The sequence below is a fragment of the Terriglobia bacterium genome, from assembly GCA_032252755.1.
Classification (GTDB): Bacteria; Acidobacteriota; Terriglobia; order Terriglobales; family Acidobacteriaceae; genus JAVUPY01.
In genome coordinates this window covers 148,959-170,573 of sequence record JAVUPY010000067.1, presented here as the reverse complement: position 1 = coordinate 170,573, position 21,615 = coordinate 148,959, and the positions used below count along the sequence as shown (strand labels likewise).

20 protein-coding genes are annotated in these 21,615 nt (G+C 58.5%); 9 read left to right on the top strand and 11 right to left on the bottom strand.

Annotated features, from left to right (window positions below; genetic code table 11):
• The first annotated feature begins 15 nt into the window (after nucleotides 1-15).
• Together ROO76_16915 and ROO76_16910 are read left to right on the top strand one after the other, a co-directional pair.
• The gene (locus ROO76_16915; protein MDT8069846.1) at nucleotides 16-948 is read left to right on the top strand and encodes a hypothetical protein; all 933 of its coding nucleotides are present in this window, start codon (nucleotides 16-18) and stop codon (nucleotides 946-948) included.
• Nucleotides 949-1,186: 238 nt separating this feature from the next.
• Entirely contained in the window at nucleotides 1,187-2,134 is a 948-nt protein-coding gene (locus tag ROO76_16910; GenBank protein ID MDT8069845.1) for an Ig-like domain-containing protein, read from the top strand.
• 77 nt (nucleotides 2,135-2,211) lie between these two features.
• Here the strand turns inward: ROO76_16910 and ROO76_16905 are convergent, their stop codons facing one another.
• Nucleotides 2,212-2,577, bottom strand: a complete 366-nt coding sequence (locus tag ROO76_16905) for an iron-sulfur cluster assembly accessory protein (GenBank protein ID MDT8069844.1) — start codon at nucleotides 2,575-2,577, stop codon at nucleotides 2,212-2,214.
• Nucleotides 2,578-2,894: 317 nt separating this feature from the next.
• On the opposite strand from ROO76_16905, the gene ROO76_16900 reads away from it, so the two are divergent.
• Nucleotides 2,895-3,164, top strand: coding sequence for a hypothetical protein (locus tag ROO76_16900; protein MDT8069843.1), 270 nt, complete (start codon nucleotides 2,895-2,897; stop codon nucleotides 3,162-3,164).
• A gap of 120 nt (nucleotides 3,165-3,284) precedes the next feature.
• Here ROO76_16900 and ROO76_16895 read toward each other — a convergent pair whose 3' ends face one another.
• The gene (locus ROO76_16895) at nucleotides 3,285-5,246 is read right to left on the bottom strand and encodes a S9 family peptidase (protein MDT8069842.1); all 1,962 of its coding nucleotides are present in this window, start codon (nucleotides 5,244-5,246) and stop codon (nucleotides 3,285-3,287) included.
• 136 nt (nucleotides 5,247-5,382) lie between these two features.
• Here ROO76_16895 and ROO76_16890 point away from each other — a divergent pair, with 136 nt between their 5' ends.
• Genes ROO76_16890 through ROO76_16880 form a run of 3 tightly spaced genes read left to right on the top strand, consistent with a single transcriptional unit; the run spans nucleotide 5,383 to nucleotide 7,144 of the window.
• Entirely contained in the window at nucleotides 5,383-6,549 is a 1,167-nt protein-coding gene (locus tag ROO76_16890) for a M24 family metallopeptidase (GenBank protein ID MDT8069841.1), read from the top strand.
• A complete protein-coding gene (locus ROO76_16885) occupies nucleotides 6,549-6,965 on the top strand; it encodes a DUF6677 family protein (GenBank protein MDT8069840.1) in 417 nt (138 codons plus the stop codon). Before ROO76_16890 ends, ROO76_16885 begins: the two co-directional genes overlap by 1 nt.
• On the top strand, nucleotides 6,962-7,144 hold the full coding sequence (locus ROO76_16880) for a hypothetical protein (protein ID MDT8069839.1): 183 nt from the start codon (nucleotides 6,962-6,964) through the stop codon (nucleotides 7,142-7,144). The genes ROO76_16885 and ROO76_16880 overlap by 4 nt, the downstream gene beginning before the upstream one ends.
• A 68-nt stretch (nucleotides 7,145-7,212) precedes the next feature.
• On the opposite strand, the gene ROO76_16875 is transcribed toward ROO76_16880, so the two are convergent.
• The 8 genes from ROO76_16875 to rimP form a co-directional block, all read right to left on the bottom strand.
• A complete protein-coding gene (locus ROO76_16875) occupies nucleotides 7,213-8,190 on the bottom strand; it encodes a GNAT family N-acetyltransferase (GenBank protein MDT8069838.1) in 978 nt (325 codons plus the stop codon).
• Nucleotides 8,191-8,473: 283 nt separating this feature from the next.
• A complete protein-coding gene (locus ROO76_16870; GenBank protein ID MDT8069837.1) occupies nucleotides 8,474-10,072 on the bottom strand; it encodes a glycosyltransferase family 39 protein in 1,599 nt (532 codons plus the stop codon).
• A gap of 117 nt (nucleotides 10,073-10,189) precedes the next feature.
• Entirely contained in the window at nucleotides 10,190-11,143 is a 954-nt protein-coding gene (locus ROO76_16865) for a bifunctional oligoribonuclease/PAP phosphatase NrnA (GenBank protein ID MDT8069836.1), read from the bottom strand.
• Between the two features lie 8 nt (nucleotides 11,144-11,151).
• A complete protein-coding gene (rbfA, locus tag ROO76_16860; GenBank protein ID MDT8069835.1) occupies nucleotides 11,152-11,529 on the bottom strand; it encodes a 30S ribosome-binding factor RbfA in 378 nt (125 codons plus the stop codon).
• A 153-nt stretch (nucleotides 11,530-11,682) separates the two neighbouring features.
• The gene (locus tag ROO76_16855; GenBank protein MDT8069834.1) at nucleotides 11,683-11,973 is read right to left on the bottom strand and encodes a DUF503 domain-containing protein; all 291 of its coding nucleotides are present in this window, start codon (nucleotides 11,971-11,973) and stop codon (nucleotides 11,683-11,685) included.
• A 91-nt stretch (nucleotides 11,974-12,064) separates the two neighbouring features.
• The gene (gene infB / locus ROO76_16850) at nucleotides 12,065-15,046 is read right to left on the bottom strand and encodes a translation initiation factor IF-2 (GenBank protein ID MDT8069833.1); all 2,982 of its coding nucleotides are present in this window, start codon (nucleotides 15,044-15,046) and stop codon (nucleotides 12,065-12,067) included.
• Nucleotides 15,047-15,142: 96 nt separating this feature from the next.
• Complete coding sequence (gene nusA / locus ROO76_16845; protein MDT8069832.1) at nucleotides 15,143-16,705, bottom strand: transcription termination factor NusA; 1,563 nt, start codon at nucleotides 16,703-16,705, stop codon at nucleotides 15,143-15,145.
• A gap of 87 nt (nucleotides 16,706-16,792) precedes the next feature.
• The gene (rimP, locus tag ROO76_16840) at nucleotides 16,793-17,290 is read right to left on the bottom strand and encodes a ribosome maturation factor RimP (GenBank protein ID MDT8069831.1); all 498 of its coding nucleotides are present in this window, start codon (nucleotides 17,288-17,290) and stop codon (nucleotides 16,793-16,795) included.
• A 341-nt stretch (nucleotides 17,291-17,631) separates the two neighbouring features.
• Between rimP and ROO76_16835 the strand changes: the two genes are divergently transcribed.
• Nucleotides 17,632-18,372 carry a hypothetical protein gene (locus tag ROO76_16835; GenBank protein MDT8069830.1) on the top strand — a complete coding sequence of 247 codons (741 nt, stop codon included), beginning with the start codon at nucleotides 17,632-17,634 and terminating at the stop codon, nucleotides 18,370-18,372.
• A 132-nt stretch (nucleotides 18,373-18,504) separates the two neighbouring features.
• Nucleotides 18,505-20,016: an IMP dehydrogenase gene (gene guaB / locus ROO76_16830; GenBank protein ID MDT8069829.1), complete on the top strand. Its 1,512-nt coding sequence runs from the start codon at nucleotides 18,505-18,507 to the stop codon at nucleotides 20,014-20,016.
• Between the two features lie 25 nt (nucleotides 20,017-20,041).
• Here guaB and ROO76_16825 read toward each other — a convergent pair whose 3' ends face one another.
• On the bottom strand, nucleotides 20,042-20,848 hold the full coding sequence (locus tag ROO76_16825; GenBank protein MDT8069828.1) for a hypothetical protein: 807 nt from the start codon (nucleotides 20,846-20,848) through the stop codon (nucleotides 20,042-20,044).
• A 265-nt stretch (nucleotides 20,849-21,113) separates the two neighbouring features.
• Here ROO76_16825 and ROO76_16820 point away from each other — a divergent pair, with 265 nt between their 5' ends.
• A complete protein-coding gene (locus ROO76_16820) occupies nucleotides 21,114-21,578 on the top strand; it encodes a hypothetical protein (protein MDT8069827.1) in 465 nt (154 codons plus the stop codon).
• The last annotated feature ends 37 nt before the right edge of the window (nucleotides 21,579-21,615 follow it).

Here is a 21,615-nt window from a genome sequence, read left to right as displayed (position 1 = left end):
GGCAAGAGGTATACCGTGCGTCGTTCCCGTCATAGCCAGCGTGGCGTCATTCTCCTGATGCTGCTGATCGCGCTGACGCTGATCATCATCGCGATGGCGGTTGCCGCGCCGAAACTGGCGCAGCAGATCAGGCGCGACCGCGAGATCGAAATGATCCATCGCGGCACGCAATACGCGCGCGCGGTGAAGAAGTACTACAAAAAGTTCGGCCGCTACCCCAACAGCATCGAGCAACTGGAGAACACCAACAACATCCGCTTCCTGCGCAAGGCCTACACCGACCCCATGTCGAAGGATGGCAAGTGGCGCGTGGTGAAGTTCGGGGACGTCCAGTTAGGACAGCAGGGCAGCGGGACCGGAACCATCGGCGGAACCGGCGGCGCACTGCCGCCAGTCGTCGGCGGGGCATTGAATCAGGGTGGAACGAGCCTGCAGGGTCCGGCCACTCAACCCTCGACTGGGCAGCAAGGTCAGCAATCCACATTCGGAACAAGCACTAATTTCGGGCCGAGTACCAGTTTCGGGCCGCAGGGTTCGCAATCTGGATCTTCTCCGACAGGCCAGCCTTCGGGATTCGGACAGTCCGGTTTCGGAAAGCCCGCGGGACAGACCTTCGGCGGTGGCGCCATCCTCGGCGTGGCCAGCACCAGCAAGGCCAAAGGCTTCCACGAGTACAACCAGAAATCGGAATACGACAAATGGCTGTTCGTCTACGACCCCACGCAGGATCGCGGCAACCTCATCACCGGCCCCTATAACCCGAAAGCTTTTGTCGGTAACGCTGCGCCAGTAGGCACGCCCGCAGGACAGATGAATCAACCGGGATCGACCTTCGGAAGCCCAAGCGGTTTCAGCAACAGCCCAGGCGGGTTCTCGAATAACCCAAGCGGGTTCTCGAACAGCCCTTCCACGAACCAGCCTTCCGGCAGCCAACCACACAATCCGTAGCCGGGTATCCGGTTTTGTAGTTTGGGCAGTCGCGGTAGCATGTGATGAACGTCACTGCGCCTTAACACTTTGGTATTAGACCATTAGTGCGCTTTTGCACGTCGCGAAATAGCGCGCCCGCAACGGGTTCCCCCGAACACTCCCCATAAAAGCGCGCCAGTATCGCTTTTCCCCCAAGCACATCGCGAAAAGCACTCCAGAACTGGGATTCCATAATTTTGTCTTTTCAGGAGGCGGTATGAAGGCCCTGCGTCTCATTTTTGCCGTATTGATGCTTGCCTGTGGCGTTATCCTTATTGGGTGCAGTGCGGATCGCACGCTGCAGTCCATCACGGTTTCACCTTCGTCCCAAGAGATGGGTGCGCCCGGTCAAACCGTTCAGTTCCGAGCGACGGCAACCTACACGAAGGGAACACATCCCACCACAACTCGTGATGTGACTTCGGAAGTGCAGTGGAATTCCAGCAATCCCGCTGTGGCAACGATAAATCCAGGCGGATTGGCCACAGCAGTTGCTGGCGGCACGACGGAAATCAGCGCGACGATGGGCGGAAGCCTCGGCGTAGTTACGGGTAAAGCCGAAGTGAAGGTAGATTACGGTGGAACAGACCCACATGAAATAACCTCTCTTACGATAATCCCCTCAAACCAATCGGTCGGAAACGTAGGGGAAACCGCACAGTACTTGGCAATAGGCACGTTCAATTCAGCACCAATTACGGCGGATGTAACAAACCAAGTACGATGGGTGTCGAGTGATGTTCGAGTCGCGACGATCAATTCCACAGGGCTTGCTACGGCAGTCAACAGTGGAACTACTACGATCACTGCTATGACGCAGACTGGCGCAACTATTACACAGACCGCAACTATGACTGTAAGCGCCGACGGTGGCGGGGTGAAGTTGCCATCCCTGACAATCTATAGCGTCGGCCTTGGTTCGGGGTCAGTCGTGAGCGATCCGCCTGGAATCACTTGTACATCGGGTGATGGTTGTACAGGCTACTTCCCAGTTGGGACCGAAGTCACTCTGACCGCGACTGCAGCCGCAGATTCCGCAGTTGGCGGGTGGTCTTCAAACTGCATCCCAACGGCGCCGGTTCCGCCGCCAGTTGCGATTTCGAGTTGCAAAATCTCAAGTGACACGAACAACGATACGGTTGGGGTCATATTCAATTTGAAATAGTAGTTCTGTTTTATGAAGAAATGAGATGAGAAAGCCTCGCCTTTCGGCGAGGCTTTTTCATTTGAACTTTAGTCGGCTTAGACGTTGAAAGACGATCCGCAGCCGCAGGTGCTCTTCACGTTCGGGTTATCGAACTTGAAGCCGGCGCCCTCGAGCGTCTCGATGTAGTCGACATTGACGCCGGAGAGGTACATGAGCGAGGTGGCGTCGACGAACAGCTTCAGGCCGTCGTAGTCGAACACCTTGTCCATGGCGCCCGCGCCATTCTCGAAGTTCATGCTGTACTGGAAGCCGGAGCAGCCGCCGCCGACGACGCCGATACGCAGGCCGGCCGGAACCGGGTTCTGCTGCGCCATGATCTCCTTCACCTTCGCGACCGCATTCGCGCTCAGAGTGATGGGGGCGGACTTCTTGACCTCTGGGGTGGTCGTCGTCGTGGACATTAGGATCTCCTCTGGAACTTGTTCTCGTTCATTTTAGCATAGGGTCACAAGGCGGTGTGATGCCTTAAGGCCGTGCCCGAATGCTTTCAATAGGTTAGATGCCGGTCCGATTCGCCGGGTCGCAAAAGTCAGTCTCCAGGGCCGATGTCGGCCGGGAGAGGCAGGTTGGCTTCAATGTGTCCCCGAAGCGCAAAAATACTTGCTCCCGCCGCCTTTCCGGAGAGCTATAATCGCGCGCAAATGGGGCTCCCTGCCGCAGCACGGACAACTTAAGCCCGCCCGATGCACGCGACAGGAACCGCCGCCCGAGGTGGCGTATGTCGCTCATCACTCTGCTGCTGATAGTTTGGGCCGTTTTAACGACCATCCTCATCGTCCTCGTCATCTATCGCAGCACCCTGACGATGCGTGAGGATGACCAGTTGTTCCTCGATGATTCCGCGTCGCACATGGAAGAGGAACAGAAAGCACTGCTCGCGAAGGTGCACCGCATCAGTCCCTTCGTCAACGTGCTCGGCGCGTCTTCCGGCGTCCTGATCCTCGTGATTGCGGGAATGTGGGTGTACCGGGGCTTGAGCAGCATGTAACCGGCAGTCACGAAAGCGCCAGTTTTTTGAGTGTTCGAACAGAAAACGCCTGAAGTGTGCCGAAGCCCATATCGGGCTTCGGCTTTTCTCTTCAGGGTCAAACTCGACACGGAGTGGACTTTATTTCCGTGTTGTCTGTGTTGTCGAATTTTTCAAATACTTGTTGAACCACTCCAAGCTTCGTTTTGCGGCATCGACCTGGTGCTCGACTTTGTCAAACCCGTGTCCTTCATTCGGGTAGTAGACAACATCGACCACGTTCCCGCGTTCCTTCAGGATTTTGACTAGCTGCTCCGTCTCTTCCTTCGGAACACGCGGATCGTTATCGCCCTGTAGCACCAACAGAGGCGCCTTGATGTTCCGGACGTAATTGATCGGCGAGGTCTCTTCATAAATTTTCCGGTCCTTCTCGGGATCGCCCAGAAGGCTGCGGATGTACTGGTTCAGGAATGGGTCGGAGTGCTGCAGCATCGTGTACCAGTCCAGCGGCCCGAACAGATCCACGGCGGCAGCGAATGTCTGCGGTTCTTTTGCCGCAAGCATCAGCGTCATGAAACCTCCGTACGATCCGCCCCAAACTCCAACCTTCTTTCCATCGACGTAGCCTGTCTGAAGCAGCCATTGCAGGCCGGCCATCTCATCCTTGAGATCGCCGCCGCCGAGATCCTGGTAATTGCCCCGCTGGAAGTCCATTCCGTAGCCGGTCGAACCGCGCGGGTTGGGCTGCAGCACGATGTAGCCATGAGTTGCAAACGTGTTCGACCAGTGGCTCCAATAATCCGTTGTCTGGCCGGTTGGTCCGCCGTGCGGCAGGATGATCGCAGGATTGCTGCCGTCGCGCTTGAGGTTGAACGGGATCTGCAGGATCGCCGAAATCGTCTGCCCGTCAAAAGTCTTGTAGTGAACGACCTCGGACGGCGGGAGACTCGTGGGGCCGAGCCCGGCGACGGCCGTATGCGTGATCTGCTTTGACTTTCCGGTGGAGATGTCATACATCCACAAATCGCCCGGAGCATTTACGGCTTCATGCGTCACAAGAATGCTGCGTCCGTCCGGCGTGAATATCTGACTACCGGGAAAGCCATTTGTTCCGGGAGGCAGATTGAAAGCGACACTGTGCCCCGTCGCGCTATCTCCCTGGTACAACGTGCTTCGGCCATCCGCATTGATGGAATAAGTGAAGTGCGACCCGTCGGGTGAGAACACTCCGGCGCTGACTTCCCATTCTGTCTCGGTGATCCAGCGCAGCTTCTTGGACGCAACATCGAGCAGCGCGAGATTGAGGAATCCACCCTTTTGATTGCTGGTCATGAGGACGGTTTTTCCATCGGGAGAGACATCGCTGCCAAGGTTCAACTGATTGCCCTGGTGCGGTGTCAGGTTCGTCAGGCGGCCGGTGGCTATATCGATGGAATAGACATCCGCATCGTCAAAGCCGGTGTTGCTGCGAGTTGCAAACAGAGTCCGGTTATCGGGGCTGAATCCAATTGCGTCCCAACTCCTCGAGGGGTCTTTCTCGTCCGTCAGCTTGCGGAGCTTATGCGATGAGACATCGATGAGCGCGACATCGTACGACGACGCCTTTCCCGGCTTGTAGGCACACGCGATCTCTTTTCCGTCACGCGACCAGATTGGGTGCTGTTCCCGAATATCAGGCGTGTCGGTGAGATTGATCGGGGTGCCGCCATCGTGCGAAATGATGTAGACGTCGTACAGCTCGTTACCGCCCTTATCCTGCGCGTACGCGATCCAGCGGCTGTCCGGCGACCAGAGTTGGTCGCTTTGGCGATCGTCAGAGTTAATCAACTGAACCGGCCACGACCCTGCGGACGACATCTCCCACAGATTCGTGCGCCCGGTCATGTTCGTTGTTACGGCAATCTCCTTCCCATCGGGAGAAAGAACCGCGCCGCGGATGGTACGGGTTACGAAAAGGTCGTCTATGGTTACAGCTTTCGCGTTCGGATTTGAAATTGAGTTGACGGACTTGGGATCGGTCAACTGGCGATCCTTGGGTCCCGAGAGAGCGGCCGCAAAACAAGCAAGAGTGAGACATACCAGGACGATTCGTAGCAGACGCATTTAGTCCTCCCTATTTGCGCGTGGGTATTCCACCGCAACCCGGCGCGAACGTCAACCTTGCAGGGGCGGCCAGTCTCCGGAGCAAAGGTGGGGAGGGCTCGCCTGATCTACTTTGCTCCTTTACAATACGGGAGACATGGATCTGCAAGCGATTCAGGCTGCTCTGCGCGAACGCAAGTTCGACGCGTGGCTTTTCTACGATCACCATCATCGCGATCCGCTCGCGTACACCATTCTCGGGCTGCCGGAGAAGATGCACGTCACCCGGCGCTGGTATTACCTCATCCCGGCGAATGGCGACCCGGTGAAGCTCAACCACCGCGTGGAACCGAAGCACCTGGACAGCCTGCCCGGCAAGCAACTGCACTACGGGCCCTGGCCGGAGATGCACCAGAACCTGCGCGAAATGCTGGCACCTTATAAGCGCGTGGCCATGCAGTACTCGCCGAATAACAACATCATGTACGTTTCGCTGGTGGATGGCGGGACGCTGGAATTGTTGCGGAGTTTCGGAGTCGAGGTAGTCAGTTCTGCGGACCTGGTGGCGCAGTTCGAAGCCGCGCTCACCGCGGAGCAAATCGCGACCCACTTTGAATCTCGCGACAAGGTGGACCCGATCATGCAAGCGGCGTTCCGTGAGATCGGGGAGCGGGTTCGCAGCGGCGGTTGGGATGAGTACGGAATTCAGCAGTGGCTCGGAGAAGCCTTTAAGCGCGATAACCTCGTCTGGGATGACCTGCCGATAGTCGGCGTGAATGAGAACGCCGGCAATCCGCACTACTCTCCCACGCCCGAGACCTCGAAGCCGGTTCGCCAGGGCGACTGGGTATTGCTGGACATGTGGGCGAAAGTGAACAAGCCCCACGCAGTTTATTACGACATTACCTGGACGGGCTTTGTCGGTAATGCTCCTCCGGATCGGCATCGCGAGATCTTCGAGATCGTGACCGGCGCGCGGAATGTCGGAATCAATACGGTCAAGGACGCGTTCACGGCGAAGCGCAAGATCATGGGTTGGGAAGTGGATGCGGCGGTGCGCTCGTTTATCGAGAAAGCCGGGTACGGAAAGTACTTCGTGCATCGTACGGGACACTCCATTGGCCTAGAGGTTCACGGCAACGGCGCCAACATGGATAACCTGGAGACAAAGGATGAGCGCGAGATCATCGCCAACACGATTTTCTCCATCGAACCGGGCATCTACCTGCCGGAGTTCGGGGTGCGCGCTGAAATTGATATGCTGGTAAGGAACGGCGCCGCCGAAGTGACCGGCAGAATCCAGAACGAGATCGTGACCATCTGATGGCAAACGCAGCTACAACGACGACAACCACTCAGCCGCAGTACCAGACGACGTCATACTCGATCATGATCCTGATCGCGGGATGGCTGGTCCCCGGCCTTGGACACCTGATCCAGAAGAAATGGATTCGCGGAGCGCTGTTGATGGCCGCGATTCTCACCATGTTCATCCTCGGCCTCGGAATGCAGGGCAAAGTGTACTCGTTCAATACGGGCGACCTCCTCGATATCCTCGGATTCTTCGGCGACATCGGCGCGGGCGGACTGTATTTTCTGACCCGGATCTTCGACTGGGGTCAGGGCGCCATCTTCCGCGCTACCGCTGATTACGGAACCAAATACATCATCGTCGCGGGCCTGCTGAACGTCGTCTGCTGCATCGACGCCTACCACATCGCAATCGGGAAAAAGAAATGAACATCCAACTCTCACACTTCAGCGCCGCGCTCATCTTCGCCGTCTGCGCCTCGGTGGTATTCGCCATCACGCAGAAGAACACGCTGAAAGACATGCTCAGCTACGGTGCCTATTGCTTCGGATTGTTTATCGGCGGGGTAATTCTGGCCGGCTGGGTGATGTGGCTGATAAAGAGATAGCCATTAGCAAGTAGCCATCAGCTCAAAATTTCTTGCAAGTGCTCATTGCTATTGGCTAATCGCTTCTTCTACCCTTCCCACACAAACGCATCGAACACATGCTGCACCCGGAATCCCAGGCGGATATAGAGGGCCACGGCGCGTTTGTTCGCTTCGGTCACAGTTAAAGACAACATGCTGAACTCGCGCTTGCGCAGGTTCGCGCGGGTGGCGGCGATTAGGGCTTCGCCGATGCCGTGGCTGCGATATTCAGGCATCAGGCAGACTTGCGTGACGTGGCCAACGTCTTCTTTCACCCGCGAGGTAAGGATCATTCCGACGGTCGTCTTTGACGGCTTGTGAAGCGCGACAAATGACGCTTCGGCATCAAACGTTCCGCAGCCCGGGAACCGGACGATGTTGTTCAGAAAACGCAGCGAACCGCTCAGCGTTCGGTACTGGTCGTTGATCTCGGAATCCACGTGATTACGGTAGGCGTTCGTGATCAGTCCGGCGGCGGCCTGGTAATCCTGCTCGCGCCACGGGCGGATTTCGAACTCGGCGGGCATCTGGTGGATCGGCGCCTGTTCGGCGGTGAGCGGAAGCGTCATGAAGAGGCGCTGGTAACGTGCGAATCCCTCGCGCACAAACGGCGCAGAAGCAGAACCCGCAGTGTGCATCAGAAGCTGGGCCTCTATGCGGTGGACTCCTGGCGAGGACTGCAGGGTTTCGATGACGTGCGTCAGCAACTCGTGCTCGACCAGCGAGATCTGCTGCGCGGTGGTGTAGCCGTTCGCGGTGGCGACGAAGAGATCGCCTATTACCCCCTTGCTGCCCTCATAAACGAAGAAGCAGTAGCCGAAGACTCGCCCACGCTCGATGGCCGCATACCCGGGAAGAATTTTTGAGTCGAGGTAGCGCAGGATCATCTCGGCCGAAGGCGTGTAATCCCATGCGAGCCGGCGCATCCAGAGGTCGGATTCGCGCTCCAGCAGCGGGCGCAGGTCAACGGACGAGAAATGCCTGAGATCGAGAATCTCCACGGGAATGGTGGCGCGGGAAAGCATGACTCATCGAAAGCGCGCCGGAAGAGCGTAGTCTACGGTGCTCCCACTCGGCGAGGCAATCGCCCGGAACATCCACGGGCACGTAGCTATCAGGATACGCCGGGTTGACGAAAAAAGTGGAGTCTGCGTTTTAAGGGGATGGCGCCTGGGGTATTTTTCGAACCCGCTCACCACAGAGACACTGAGTGACAGAAGAACCGATTTTTACAAAACCTAAGCACCGAGATTTTGGTTTTTGCCCATAAATCTCTGTGCATCTGTGTCTCTGTGGTGAGTCGGCCCTTTACGGCCCGACGCGAAAGAATTCGAGGTGTTGGGGAACAAATTCGCCGATTCGCGTGATCGTACGGCCGGGCAGTATTTCGTGCATTTTCTCTTCGCTGCCGGCGCCGGCAACCACTATGTGTTCCGACTTCGGAATCTCCAGGTGGTCGTATACGCTAATCGATTGGTTGCGATACCAGGCGAGGCCGTACCCAACCTCGCGTTTTGCCTGGAAGGTGGCGATGGTTGCGTTTTGGGACACTCCGAACGAGGTAAGCGCGTTCGCGACGGGTCGCTCCGATTGCGTGGAGTTGATGATCGGCGCAACTGTTCTCAGGATGAACGCCACTCCGATAATAACCGGCACCAGGGTGACGAAGCGCAAAATAGGGAATCCGCGGGCGATTACAGCGAGGAATATCCCGAAAAACACGAACATTCCGAGAGCCGACGCGATCATAAGGGCATGAGGTGACGGCGGCACTTTGACGAGTTGGGCAGGCGCGAGAACAAGTGCCGCGATCAGGATTGCAGAGAATGTCGAGTGGATCGCCAGCAGGATAAGGCTTGGCTGGCCGCACTCAATCATCCGGCGTCGCAGGAAATCGGCAGCGAGAATCAGCGCCGGGGGTACCGCCGGCAGGATGTATCCCGGCAGCTTTGACTGTGAGAACGAGAAAAAGACGATCGGGATCACCACCCAGAGAAACAGGTACAGCCACAGTCCGTCGCCGAGGTCCTGCTGATACTTCTTCCGGAAACGCCAGTCGCGAATCACGTCTACGAGGCCGGCGACGACATAGGTCGTCCACGGCATAACCGCAAGGAGAAAAACCGGGATGAAGAACCAGAAAGGCGCGGGATGGTGATAGCGGCCGGTCCCGAACCGCTGGAGGTTCTGTTCCCAGAAAAAGAAGCGGAAGAACGATGGCGTCTCCAGTTGAACCGCGATATACCAGGGCGCGGCGACAAGGAAGAAAACGATGACCCCAATCGGCCACAGCGTTCCAGAGATAATCTTCCAATCGCGCCGAATAACCGCGTAGACGAAAACAATGAGCCCGGCCAGAAATGGCGCGACTGGGCCTTTGGCGAGTGTTGCAATTGCCATCAGAACATAGAAGGCGATGAGCCACCAGCGGCGCCCGTTCTGGTGCCATCCCCACCAGCAGAGCATGCCGGCACAGAACGGTGCCGCAAGCTGCATATCCATGGATGCTGCCCGGCCGAAGGCGATGATCATGGCGCAGGCGGCAACCATGAGCGCGGCATCGAGTTGCGCGCCCGGACGGAACCGGCGCATCCAGAAGTAAACGACGACTACAAGGAAGAAAGCGAATGTGGCCGAGGGCAAGCGCGCGGTGGTGTCGCTGACACCGAACAACTTGAACGCGATTGCGGCGCGCCAGTAATAAAGAATCGGCTTTTCCAGCCACGGCTGGCCATTGAGCTTCGGCGTGATGTATTGGTGGGTCTCCACCATCTCGCGTGCGATCTTGGCGTAGCGAGGCTCGTCAGCGCCGACCAGACCGAAGGCTCCGAGATTGTAGAAGAACAGGAATAAGCAGAAGCCGACGACAATGATGAATTCGTAGATGGTGGCGCGACGGTCAGTCATTCTGAGTAGTGGCTAGAACTACACTACCCCACCCTGACGCAAGAAGCTAGAGTGGCGCACTTTCCGGGGCGAACCACGTCCGCTCAAAAGGGGAAAAGACAGGGCACGGAAGCGCTATTACTGAACTTTTTGGAAGCCGTGCATGCGCAGTTGGGCGAGAACACGTTCGATGGCCACGGAGAGCGGGCCATCCATGGAGCATCCGGAAGCGCACTCGTGTCCACCGCCGCCAAACTTCTCGGCAATCGCGGCAACATTGACCGCACCCTTGCTGCGAAGACTGACCCGGTAACGGTGATCGGGCATTTCGCGGAAGAATAAAGCCACCTCGACGCCCTCAAGCGCGAGGGCGTAGTTCACGAGCCCTTCGCTGTGCTCTTCGAGCGCTCCCGTCCGCTCCATGTCGGCGCGGGTCACGTACATCCAGGCCAGGGCGCCGTCACGATGCAAATTGTTGAGCGCGGCTCCGAGCAGTCGCATTTTCGACGTCGGGTTTGAAAAATAGACATTCTGCGCGATGGCGACGGGGTCAGCTCCGGCGCGCACAAGTTCCTGGGCGAGCACAAAGGTTCGCTCGCTGGTCCCGGCGTAACCGAAAGAGCCTGTGTCGGTGAGGACCGCCGTATATAAGCAGGTCGCGATTTCGGGGCTGAGCTTTACGCCTGCCTGGCATGCGAGGAGGTAAATCATCTCGGCGGTCGCGCAGGCGTGGGGATCGATCCAATTCACATCCGCAAATGGTCTTGCGCTGGAATGGTGATCGATATTGATCAAGTAATGGCGGTCAAGCCCCTCAAGCCGCGTTCGCTGGAGGCTGTCACACTCGAGGATGACAGCGGCTTCGTAATTTTCAGGAATGCGCGCAGTCTGGACGACGCTGTCTGCAAATGGTAGTGGACGATAGACCTGGGGGACGCCGTCGAACAGGAAGACATCAGCCTGCTTGCCCATTGAGCGGAGGATCTGGCTGCAGGCGAGTACGGAACCGATGGCGTCGCCGTCAGGCCGCGCATGCGAGGTGAGCACGAAGCGAGTTCTACGGCCGATCTGGTTCAGAACCTCGTCGAGCATCCGGGCCTTTACCCCTGTTTTTCTTTTTTGGTTCTCTTTTCGATTCGGGTCAACAGCTCGTCAATTCGCTCCGTCACCTGCTCGGAGCGATCCAGGGTCCACAGCAAGTCGGGGGCGCTTCGCAGGCCAAGATCTTCAGCGAGCTGGTGCTTAATGTATCCGGACGCAGCACGCAGACCTTCCATCGTCTCTTCCGCCTCGTGGTCGTCACCGGTGACGGCGACAAAGACGCGCACGGATTTGCCGCCTTCGTTGATAATGAGGTCGGTGATCGTGACCAAGCCAATGCGCGGATCGGCGAGTTCGCCGGCGAGGATCGTGCTCAATTCCTCGCGCAAGGCTTCCGTCAGCCTCTCCCGATGATGCCTCTGTCCCCTTGACTCCATAACTCCATACCCTCCCTGCCCGGAAAACGAGTAGGGGAAAACTGTCTAATGTACACCACTCGGTTGCCAGTAGCCAGTTGCAGTAGCTAGTGAAAAACAATCGTCCCGAATGGAACGACTGGGGAATTGGCAACTCAGAACCGGGAAGTGCTTTTACAGGAATTCGATGACGGAATCGACGACTTCGGCGCCAACGTTGTTGGCCAGCTTGGCGGCTTCCCGTTCGACGTTGTTCATCAGGCCTTCGAGATAGTCACGCGACTCCGAAATGCTCACAACGCCAATGGTCGCGCGCTGCCACACATTGCTGACTTCCATTTCGGCGATCGCAATGTTGAACGAGTTCCGTAAGCGATCCTTCACTGAACGGACCGCTTGGCGCTTGTCCTTGAGGGAGTGCGCACCCTCGATGCGAAGCTCCAGCGTGAGATATGCGATTGGCACGAGAAGCTGCAATCTACCACACAACAGGTGAACGCAAAAGAAATACCCCACCCTGGTCAGCGAAAGAAAACAGGATGGGGCGCTCGATGTTCTAAACCGTCAGCTCGGCGGCGACCTTCTCGGTCACGAAGGCCTCGATGACGTCACCGACTTTAATGTCGTTGTAGTTCTGGATACCAATACCGCACTCCATGCCGTTGGTGACCTCGCGGGCATCGTCCTTGAAGCGTTTGAGCGACGAGATCTTGCCCTTGAAGACGACCACGTTGTCGCGCAGCAGCCGAACCTCGGCATCGCGCTTGATCGTGCCGTCCTGAACGTAGCAACCGGCGACGGTACCGACCTTCGGGATGCGGAAGGTATCGCGAACTTCGGCGCGACCCAGGTACGTCTCCTTGATCGTCGGCTCGAGCATGCCCACCATGGCCTTCTTCATTTCATCCTGAAGCTCGTAGATGATGGAGTGCAGGCGGATTTCCACTTTTTCCTGCTCGGCCATCTCCTGCGCCTTGCGTTCCGGACGAACATTGAAACCGATGATGATCGCGTTCGAAGCCGAAGCCAGCAGCACGTCGGACTCGGTGATGGCGCCCACCGAGGCGCGCATCACGTTAATCTTGACCTTGTCATTCGAGAGCCGGTTCAGCAGGTCGCTAATAACTTCCACCGAACCACCCACGTCCGCCTTGAGGATGATCGCCAGTTCCTTAATACCCGCCTGCTTGATCTGCTCGGCCAAGCCTTCTAGCGATACACGCGAACTCTTCGCGAGTTGCGCTTCGCGGGCTTTCATCTCGCGGTACTCGGAAACCTCGCGGGCCTTTTCGCGATCGCTGACGACCACGAACTGATCGCCGGCCTGTGGCAGACCTTCGAGACCGAGAATCTCGACCGGGGTCGAAGGCGGCGCCGAATCCAGTGCGCGGCCACGGTCGTCGAACATGGCGCGAACCTTGCCAAAGACGTTGCCGACGACAAAATTCTCTCCGACATTGAGCGTGCCGTTTTCGACGAGCACGGTCGCAACTGGACCGCGTCCGCGGTCGAGTTTCGCTTCGAGCACAACGCCGCTGGCGAGGCGCTCGGGCGTGGCTTTGAGGTTCTGGAGATCCGCGACAAGGCAGATCATCTCCATCAGTAGGTTGAGATTGGTGTGTTTCTTGGCCGAAACATCAACGAAGACCGTCTCACCGCCCCAATCTTCCGGAACCAGTCCACGATCGCCCAATTGCTTCTTCACGCGATCGGGCAGCGCATCGGCCTTGTCGATCTTGTTGACGGCCACGATCAGGGGTACCTTTGCCGCCTTCGCGTGGTCGATGGCTTCGAGCGTCTGCGGCATCACGCCATCGTCGGCGGCAACCACCAGCACGACAATGTCCGTGACCTTAGCCCCGCGGGCTCGCATGCGGGTAAACGCCTCGTGACCCGGGGTGTCGAGGAAAACGATTTCGCGGCCAACAGCCGGCGAATTCTCGTCCGTGATGCGAACCTTGTAGGCGCCAATGTGCTGCGTGATGCCACCGGCTTCGCCTTCGGCAACGTTGGTTTCGCGAATCGCGTCGAGCAGGCTGGTTTTGCCGTGATCGACGTGGCCCATGATGGTGACCACGGGCGGACGCGTGACTTCATTGAAAACAGCCTCGTCGTTAGCGGCAAGCGCCTGGCTTTCCAGTTCCTGCTGAATCTGGTCTTCGAAGCTGATGACGCTGGTGTCGGCGCCAAACTGCCGGGCCATATCGCGCGCCAACTCTTCGTCGAGCGTCTGGTTGATCGTGGCGAAAACCCCGCGAGCCAGCAGGCGCGCGATCAGGTCCTTCGCGCGGATTTCCAGCTTCTCGGCCAGATCCTTAACGCTGATACCTTCGGTGATCGTGATCGACCGCGTAATCGGCAACGGCTCCGTAGAGAGCGACAGCCGTGGCGGCGGCACGAATCCCTTCATTGGGCCTTCTTTTTGGCCACGCGGAACATAACGCTGTCCCGGTCGCCGCGAAGGCGCTCCCGGACGCGCGCTCGGACGTCCCGAGGGTGCTCCCGGCGGAGGCAGCCCCGGCCCAACTCCGAGCGGACGGCCCATACCACCGCCCATCGGACGCGATGTCGGGTGCATCGGACGACGCTCTCCCGGGCGCATTGGCGGACGGCTTCCCGGGGCTCCACCTTGCTGCGGGCGCGGGCGCTGGAAGATTGGCTGTCCACGTACAGGCGCGCGCGGGGCAACGGGTGCCTTTACCGCTTGCGGCGGAGCCGTGTATACCGGCCGTGGACCGGTCTGCGGAACGATCAGGCGGCGCGGCTGCGCTCCATGTCCCGGCGCGTGAGACTTAGCCCCTGTGGGCTGTGCTGCCGCAGGACGCTGTGGTTGCTGCGCTGCGGGCGGGGCGGGCGGCGCGGCGACACGTTTTTCCGCTACGGGTGCTGCGGGCTGCTCTACAGGAGCAACTGGCTTGGGTGCTTCGGCGGCAGGTGCTTCTGGCGCTGGCGCAACGGGTTCAGCCGCGACAGGCTTCTCTGGTATTGCCGGCTTGGGCGGCTCCGTCGGTGGCGGCGGCGCAGCGGGCCGCTCAACCTTCGATGGCGGGATGACGACTGCCGCTGGTCGCGCCACGCTCTGCGGCGTAATCATGCGCGGCGTGTGCGCGGGCTTCTCCGGGGCAGGAGGCTCGACAACGGGCGCCGCTGGCTTCTGAGCCGCCGGGGCAGCAGGCTTTGCGGCGACGGTTGGCTTGGCAGGAGCAGTGGGTTTGGGAGGCTCAGCCGGTTTCGGACGCGCGGGTGCTGCCGGATGCGCGGCGTGTTCCTTCAGTTCGGTGATCGCCTTCAGCACATCGCCCGGCTTGGAGATCTTTGACAGGTCGATCTTGGGCTTATGGTCTTCGACCGACTTGGCCGCCGATTTCGCCCCATGGTGCTGCCCTGCGAAAAACTTCTTTACGCGCTCCGCCTCATCGGCTTCGATGGAACTGGAATGCGTCTTCTTCTCGGTGACGCCAACCTTTGGCAGCGCGTCGAGAATTTCCTTGCTCTTGACTTCCAGTTCCCTGGCCAGATCGTTAATTCGAATCTTCATCCGCCCCTTATTTCCTCCGTCGTCCCGCCAACCCGTTAAGCCTTCATGTGAACCTCTCGGTCGGTATTGTAGGAACCCAGTCTATCCATTACTCGGTTATTGCTTCTCCGGCGGGATGTTGTCCTCACCGGCATGTTCCACGTCCGTCGTCACTTCGGATTGGTCCGCGGAAGGCGCATCTTCCACGCCTGCGACGGCTTCCGCTTCATAGTCCTGCCCGGTCTCCTCGAGTTCGGCAACGCTCTCGGGAGCCCCCTCGGCGACATTTGATAAATCGCTATTATCGCCCGACTGTCCCGCCGAATCCGCACCGGTTTCGAGCTCTTCGTTGGCGCCTTCCGGCACAGCCTCTTCAAAACCAGGAGCCTCTTCCGCCTGCGCTTCGCCGGCTTCCAGGCTGGAGAAGTAGTTCTGCACCGCGATGCTGATCTTCTCGACCGTCTTGGGGCCGATGCCGGGCAGCTCTTCGAGTTGTTCCGGATGCATGTCGGCGAGGCCCTCAATCGTGGTGATGCCGGCTTCGCGCAGCTTCTCCAGAACCCCGGCTCCGATCTGATCCTCGAGTTTCTCCAGCGGCGTGGTTGAGCCTCCAACCAGCGCGGTCATCTGCTGTTCGACTTCCTGGCGCTTCTCTTCCTCGCTCTTGATGTCGATTTTCCAGCCGAGCAGTTTCGCCGCAAGACGAACGTTCTGCCCCTTCTTACCGATGGCGAGTGACAGCTGCGTGTCATCGACGATCACTTCAAGGTGCTTCTCGGCCGCGTCGACGACGCTGACGCGGCTTACCTTCGCCGGCTGCAATGCCTTTTCAGCAAAGGTGACCGGGTCTTCGTGATACTCGATGATGTCGATCTTTTCGCCACGCAGTTCGCGGATGATCGACTGCACGCGCATCCCCTTCATGCCAACGCAGGCGCCGACGGCATCCACGTCCTTGTCGCGCGAGAGCACGGCGATTTTGGTGCGCTCACCGGCCTCCCGGGCGATCGCGCGTATCACGACCGTGTTGTCATAGATCTCCGGCACTTCCGTCTGAAACAGGTGCGTAACTAGTTCCGGCGCGGCACGCGACACAATTACTTGCGGACCTTTGGCGGCCTTCTCAACACGCGAAATCACAACCCGTACGCGTTCGCCGATGGCGAACGACTCCAGCCGCGACTGCTCTTTTCGCGGCATGCGCGCCTCAGCCTTCCCAATATCAAAGATCAGGTCCGGGCCTTCCTGGCGCTTCACAGTCGCGTTGACGATCTCGTTTACGCGGCCGATGTACTCGTTGTAAACCGTGTCGCGCTCGGCCTCGCGGACCTTCTGGAAGATCACCTGCTTCGCCAGCTGCGCTGCGATGCGTCCCAACACATCCGTCGGTTTTTCCAGCAGCAGTTCTCCGCCGACTTCCGCTTCCGGGTTGTACTTCTGCGCCTCCTCGAGGCTCACTTGGGTGAGCGGATCCTCGACATTTTCGACGATCTGCTTTACCGCGTACGCCCGAATGTGTCCACTCTCTTTGTCAAGAACGGCGCGAAGGTTTTCCTGCGTCTTGTAGTACTTGCGCGTGGCTACAACGATGGCGTCTTCGACCGCGGACACCACAATCTGGGGATCGATTCCCTTCTCGCGGCTGATCGTTTCGATTACGTTGTACAGTTCACTGGCCATATCGTTTTGCCACCTTGCGCTTGGGGTCTTCCACTTGTTCGTGCCCCGCATCTGCCCTCTTTTGGCAGATGTGGGTTGCTGCTCCCATCAGATCTCCGGAACCAGATTCGCCTTCTCAACGTTGGCGAGCTGGATTTCAACTTTTCCCGCCGGAGCCACCTGGCCCTTCTTCGGCTTGCGATGTGTCTGGCTCAGGTCCAACGTGATATTTCCATCCACGAACTTCTCCAGCCGCCCTTCGAAATGCCGGTTGCCGTCGATCGGTTCGTGCGTGCTCACCTTGAGCAAGCTTCCCTGGAAGCGTTCGTAATCGGCGGCCTTGCTCAGCTTGCGATCCAAGCCCGGCGACGAAACTTCCAGCAAGTAAGCACCGCCCGGGACCGCATCTTCGACGTCCAGAATCGTCCCGACCTCGCGGCTGAAATCGGCGCAATCTTCATGCGTGACGCCGCCCGGCTTGTCGATAAAGAAACGCAGCATCCGATGCTTTCCACCGCCGCGCATTTCCACCTCGACAACCTCCAGACCGCTGGACGCCGCTACGCGTTCCGCGATCTCCTGGACCTTTTGCATGTCGAGCGCCATTCTTCCGTCTCCGATAGCAAACCGAACTGCCCCTCTCAGGCCCTAAAGCCGCCTGTGCTGGCCAATCCACCGGTAAATGAAGGGCTAAATAAAATGTGGGCTTTCGCCCACCGGTGTGGTTCGCCAAACGGGGAACTACAGCAGCTACCGCAGATTCAATGATAACCCCGGCACCTGCAAAACACAACCAAGACACTGTAGGCCTTCTGGAACCCAATCCCGGGCTCTCAACCCAGACCTGAGTGTGTCTTCAGGAGCCTCCAATGATATAGATGCCTTGGTTCTCAACCGGATGCTCAGATCAGAACTCTGCCCGGAGAGTCTTTCTCTACAATGGCTGAATGGCGAAAGACCGGGGCGCCACCCTCACGTCGTTGGCAGTCCTGCTGATATTTTGCGGGGCGGCAGCAGCAGCCCAGACTACTCAGCCCTCTGCCCTGCCCGATGCCCCATCGGCGCAACAGTCCAAAGAATCCGAGCCCAAGCCTTCGGGCGGGCGCGTATTCGGAATTGTCCCTGAATTTAACGTGACGAACACCAGGGACGCGAAGCCCCTTACACCTAAGGGCAAGTGGCGCCTCTTCGTGAAGCAGACTGTCGACCCTTTCACCTTCCTCGGAGCCGCCTTTACTAGCGGCATTGGCCAGGCCACCGACGAATTCCCTGCTTATGGGCAAGGCGCGGCCGGTTACGGAAAACGCTTTGGGGCGGCCACAGCCGATAGCATCGACGGCTCACTCTGGGGTGGATTCCTGCTCCCGGTGCTCTTCAAGGAAGATCCGAGGTACTTTCGCCTGGGCGACGGGACCGTGATGCATCGCGCAACCTATGCCATGTCGCGAGTTGTCATAACACGCACCGATTCCGGCCACCGTACGTTCAACTTCTCCGAAATCCTTGGGAACCTGGTAGCGGGTGGAATCGCAAATACCTACTATCCCGAGGCCGACCGCGGAGCCGGACTGACCTTTCGGCGCGCCGCCGTCGTAACCGCGTTAGGGACACTCGGAAAGATAGGGCAGGAATTTCTTCCCGACATCGACAGGAAGTTCTTTCACCGGCACAAACAGTCGGACAAGTAGCCTGCCAGAGGAACAGTGCGGCGAAGTTGCTAACTGGGGACTGGGACCCGGCAACCGAGAACTGCTTTTTTGCCATCTTCGCCTTCCCTCTCTACAATAAAGATTCATCCTCCCAACGGACTCACATTAGAAATGATCAACTTTCCTGTCCCTGAGGCGCTTACCTTCGATGACGTGTTGCTGCTGCCCGCGAAGAGCGACGTAGTTCCGGCGACCGTCAATACGCAGACACAACTCACGCAGTCGATCCGCCTGAACATCCCGCTGATGAGCGCCGCCATGGACACCGTCACCGAGTCGCGCATGGCGATTGCCTTGGCGCAGCAGGGCGGTGTCGGCATCATTCACCGGAATCTCTCGATCGAACAGCAGGCCGGAGAAGTAGACAAGGTGAAGCGCTCCGAAAGCGGCATGATCGTTGATCCGATCACCATGCCCCCGGACGCGAAGATCAGCGAAGCCCTCGAGGTCATGAAGAAGTACCGCATCTCGGGCGTGCCGATCACGAAGAACAAAAAGCTCGTCGGCATCCTCACCAACCGCGACCTTCGCTTCGAAACCCGCACCGACATTCCCATCAGCAAAGTCATGACAAAGGAGAACCTGATCACGGTTCCCGTGGGAACAACGCTCGAAGACGCCGAGGCGATCCTGCATCAACATCGCGTCGAAAAGCTGCTCGTTGTCGATGACAAGTACGTGCTGAAGGGGCTCATTACCGTAAAGGACATTCAGAAGAAACTGAAATACCCCGGCGCGGCAAAGGACTCGCAGGGACGTCTTCGTGTGGGCGCCGCAATCGGCGCAACCGGCGACTTCCTGGAGCGCGCGCAGGAAATGGTCCGCAACAAGGTCGATCTCGTAGCCATCGACAGCGCTCACGGACATTCCACTCGGGTGCTCGACGCGGTCCGCCAAGTCAAAGCGAAATTCCCCGAGGTCTCTCTGATTGCCGGAAACGTCGCGACCTACGATGCTGCCGCGGAGTTGATCGCCGCCGGTGCTGATGCCATTAAAGTCGGAATCGGTCCGGGATCGATCTGCACGACGCGTATCGTAACCGGCGCGGGCGTACCGCAGATCACCGCAATCGCAGATTGCTATCGCGCCGCGCGCGAGAAGAACATTCCGATCATCGCCGATGGCGGCATTAAATACTCCGGGGACATCACGAAAGCTCTCGCGGCAGGCGCCAGCGTTGTGATGGTTGGTTCGCTGCTGGCCGGCACGGAAGAAAGCCCGGGCGAAACGATTCTCTACCAGGGCCGCACATTCAAGGCATATCGCGGCATGGGATCGCTTTCGGCCATGGCACAAGGCTCCAGCGAACGCTACTTCCAGAGTGTCGAGGAAGAGAGCACGGAATATACGCGTATGGGGGAGAACGGTGACGCCGGCAACCGCCTCGCGAAGCTTGTGCCGGAAGGCATCGAGGGACGTGTTCCCTACCGCGGCACGGTCGCGATGATGGTTCACCAGTTGGTTGGCGGATTGAAGAGCGGCATGGGCTACGTTGGCTGCTCCAGTATTTGCGAGCTACAGGAAAAGGCGAGGTTCATTCGCATCAGTGGCGCCGGCCTGCGCGAAAGTCATGTGCACGATGTCACCATCACCCGCGAAGCACCGAACTATCGGGTTGAATAACGTCAGGACGACGAGCTAGCTGCGACTACTCTTTTGCAACGCTCCGATCTGGTGATTTTTCTTGTGGGTTCGGCAGCCCTTGCGGCCCGATTAGAATATTCCCGAGTTTCCTTAACTTCTTCGAGAAGTGCGGCCGGACCGACGGCCAAAATTCCCGCGCAATGTTGTACGCCGCATCATTTGCCATGTTCAGGAAGAAGTCCTGTGTAACCCTGCCATAACCCCTGTTGCGAATATACGCGTTCCCGATCGCAGCCGAAGCAAACCCGCCCAGGAGGTACGAAGCATTGATCTGGTCGCGGCCATTGTCGCCCTTGGTGAGGAAAAGCCTGCTCACTGCGTACATGCCGCGCCCGACCACGTTCTCTCCCGGCGGCGCCCGGAAATATCTCGGGTCTTCGTGGAACGCGGTCGGCACTACGAATCGCTCCAGCAGCGCTGCTATCTCCCGCTGGCCCAAGGCCGCCGCATAACTTTCGCCGAATCCCGCCGCGCCCGGACCGTACGGCGGATCACTATAGACCTGCCAACTGACGGCCGTGACCAGCGCCGACCCGAATGTGAACGGCGACTTCGCATAATCCGCAAAATACTCAAACTTCTGTTTCGGCGTGAGCGGCTGATATGAAGCCTGATACGAGGGCGCGTTCGGCAACCTGTTATTTTTCTTCCTCTGCGGACGAACGACGACCGGATCCGGTGATCGGAAGATCGTCACAGCAGCACCATCGCTCTGCCGCGACAAAGCCGTCGTCGACGGTAGTTCCTGAGTTCCTGTCTCGCTGCGCGCCTGCCCATGCAACCAAACCGGGATCAGCAACACTAAGATCATCCCCAGAGTTCGCACCCAATGCACCCGCATCTTTCGGTCATTACTTACTACTGGGTTAGAGTGTCATCGACGTTCTTTCGTCGCCCGTCCTCGCCCGAATTCCCCATCGCTTCACAGGCAACCTGTAACTCGACATGCGACGTGCGACTCTGATTCAACCATCTACTCTCGGTCTCCGATTTCCAGCGCCGCGATCACCCGGTCGCTGATGGCACGATCTGTTATCTGACTTCCGATCCGCTGATCTTCCAATTATCCTTTCCTCGTGTCCACCGACCTCTCCGCCGAAATGGTGTCGGCCGCGAACTCTGCCGTTGAGCACGCGCGAAAATACTGGTCTACCGAACTCGACTTCTCTCCGCGCAGCATCGAGGACGTCGAACTCATCCTCGCGCGCATGCACGAATCCATTCCGCGCAAGCTCTACGAGAAACTCTACAAGCGAGGTCCGACTCCCGAGCAGATGGCGACACTCTCTCTCGCCTACGGAGCCTACCTCGGCGAGGTCATCCGCCGCGAATTCGGTGGAACCTGGAATAGAGAAGATGTAAATGGCGAACCCGCATTAGTGTTAGTCTTTGGCCCCGGGCACAAACTCTACCCGCCCGCCAAAGTCTGGAAACGCTTCACGAACGGAGAGGCGGACAACGTCTGGACGTCTTACCAACTCATACGTGAAAAGCTGGGGGGAGTTCGGCCAGGTAAATCGAACGAAGGTGCGGAGCATTAACCCACAACTGGTTTGTTGAACCTTGTACCTTGAGCCT

Coding starts and splice junctions, on each gene's coding strand:
- guaB (MDT8069829.1), top strand. CDS start 18,505: ATGATCAACTTTCCTGTCCCTGAGGCGCTTACCTTCGATGACGTGTTG.
- infB (MDT8069833.1), bottom strand. CDS start 15,046: ATGAAGATTCGAATTAACGATCTGGCCAGGGAACTGGAAGTCAAGAGC.
- ROO76_16875 (MDT8069838.1), bottom strand. CDS start 8,190: ATGCTTTCCCGCGCCACCATTCCCGTGGAGATTCTCGATCTCAGGCAT.
- ROO76_16885 (MDT8069840.1), top strand. CDS start 6,549: ATGGCAAACGCAGCTACAACGACGACAACCACTCAGCCGCAGTACCAG.
- nusA (MDT8069832.1), bottom strand. CDS start 16,705: ATGGCCAGTGAACTGTACAACGTAATCGAAACGATCAGCCGCGAGAAG.
- ROO76_16825 (MDT8069828.1), bottom strand. CDS start 20,848: ATGATCTTAGTGTTGCTGATCCCGGTTTGGTTGCATGGGCAGGCGCGC.
- ROO76_16890 (MDT8069841.1), top strand. CDS start 5,383: ATGGATCTGCAAGCGATTCAGGCTGCTCTGCGCGAACGCAAGTTCGAC.
- ROO76_16835 (MDT8069830.1), top strand. CDS start 17,632: ATGGCGAAAGACCGGGGCGCCACCCTCACGTCGTTGGCAGTCCTGCTG.
- ROO76_16865 (MDT8069836.1), bottom strand. CDS start 11,143: ATGCTCGACGAGGTTCTGAACCAGATCGGCCGTAGAACTCGCTTCGTG.
- ROO76_16880 (MDT8069839.1), top strand. CDS start 6,962: ATGAACATCCAACTCTCACACTTCAGCGCCGCGCTCATCTTCGCCGTC.
- ROO76_16905 (MDT8069844.1), bottom strand. CDS start 2,577: ATGTCCACGACGACGACCACCCCAGAGGTCAAGAAGTCCGCCCCCATC.
- ROO76_16895 (MDT8069842.1), bottom strand. CDS start 5,246: ATGCGTCTGCTACGAATCGTCCTGGTATGTCTCACTCTTGCTTGTTTT.
- ROO76_16870 (MDT8069837.1), bottom strand. CDS start 10,072: ATGACTGACCGTCGCGCCACCATCTACGAATTCATCATTGTCGTCGGC.
- rbfA (MDT8069835.1), bottom strand. CDS start 11,529: ATGGAGTCAAGGGGACAGAGGCATCATCGGGAGAGGCTGACGGAAGCC.
- rimP (MDT8069831.1), bottom strand. CDS start 17,290: ATGGCGCTCGACATGCAAAAGGTCCAGGAGATCGCGGAACGCGTAGCG.
- ROO76_16900 (MDT8069843.1), top strand. CDS start 2,895: ATGTCGCTCATCACTCTGCTGCTGATAGTTTGGGCCGTTTTAACGACC.
- ROO76_16910 (MDT8069845.1), top strand. CDS start 1,187: ATGAAGGCCCTGCGTCTCATTTTTGCCGTATTGATGCTTGCCTGTGGC.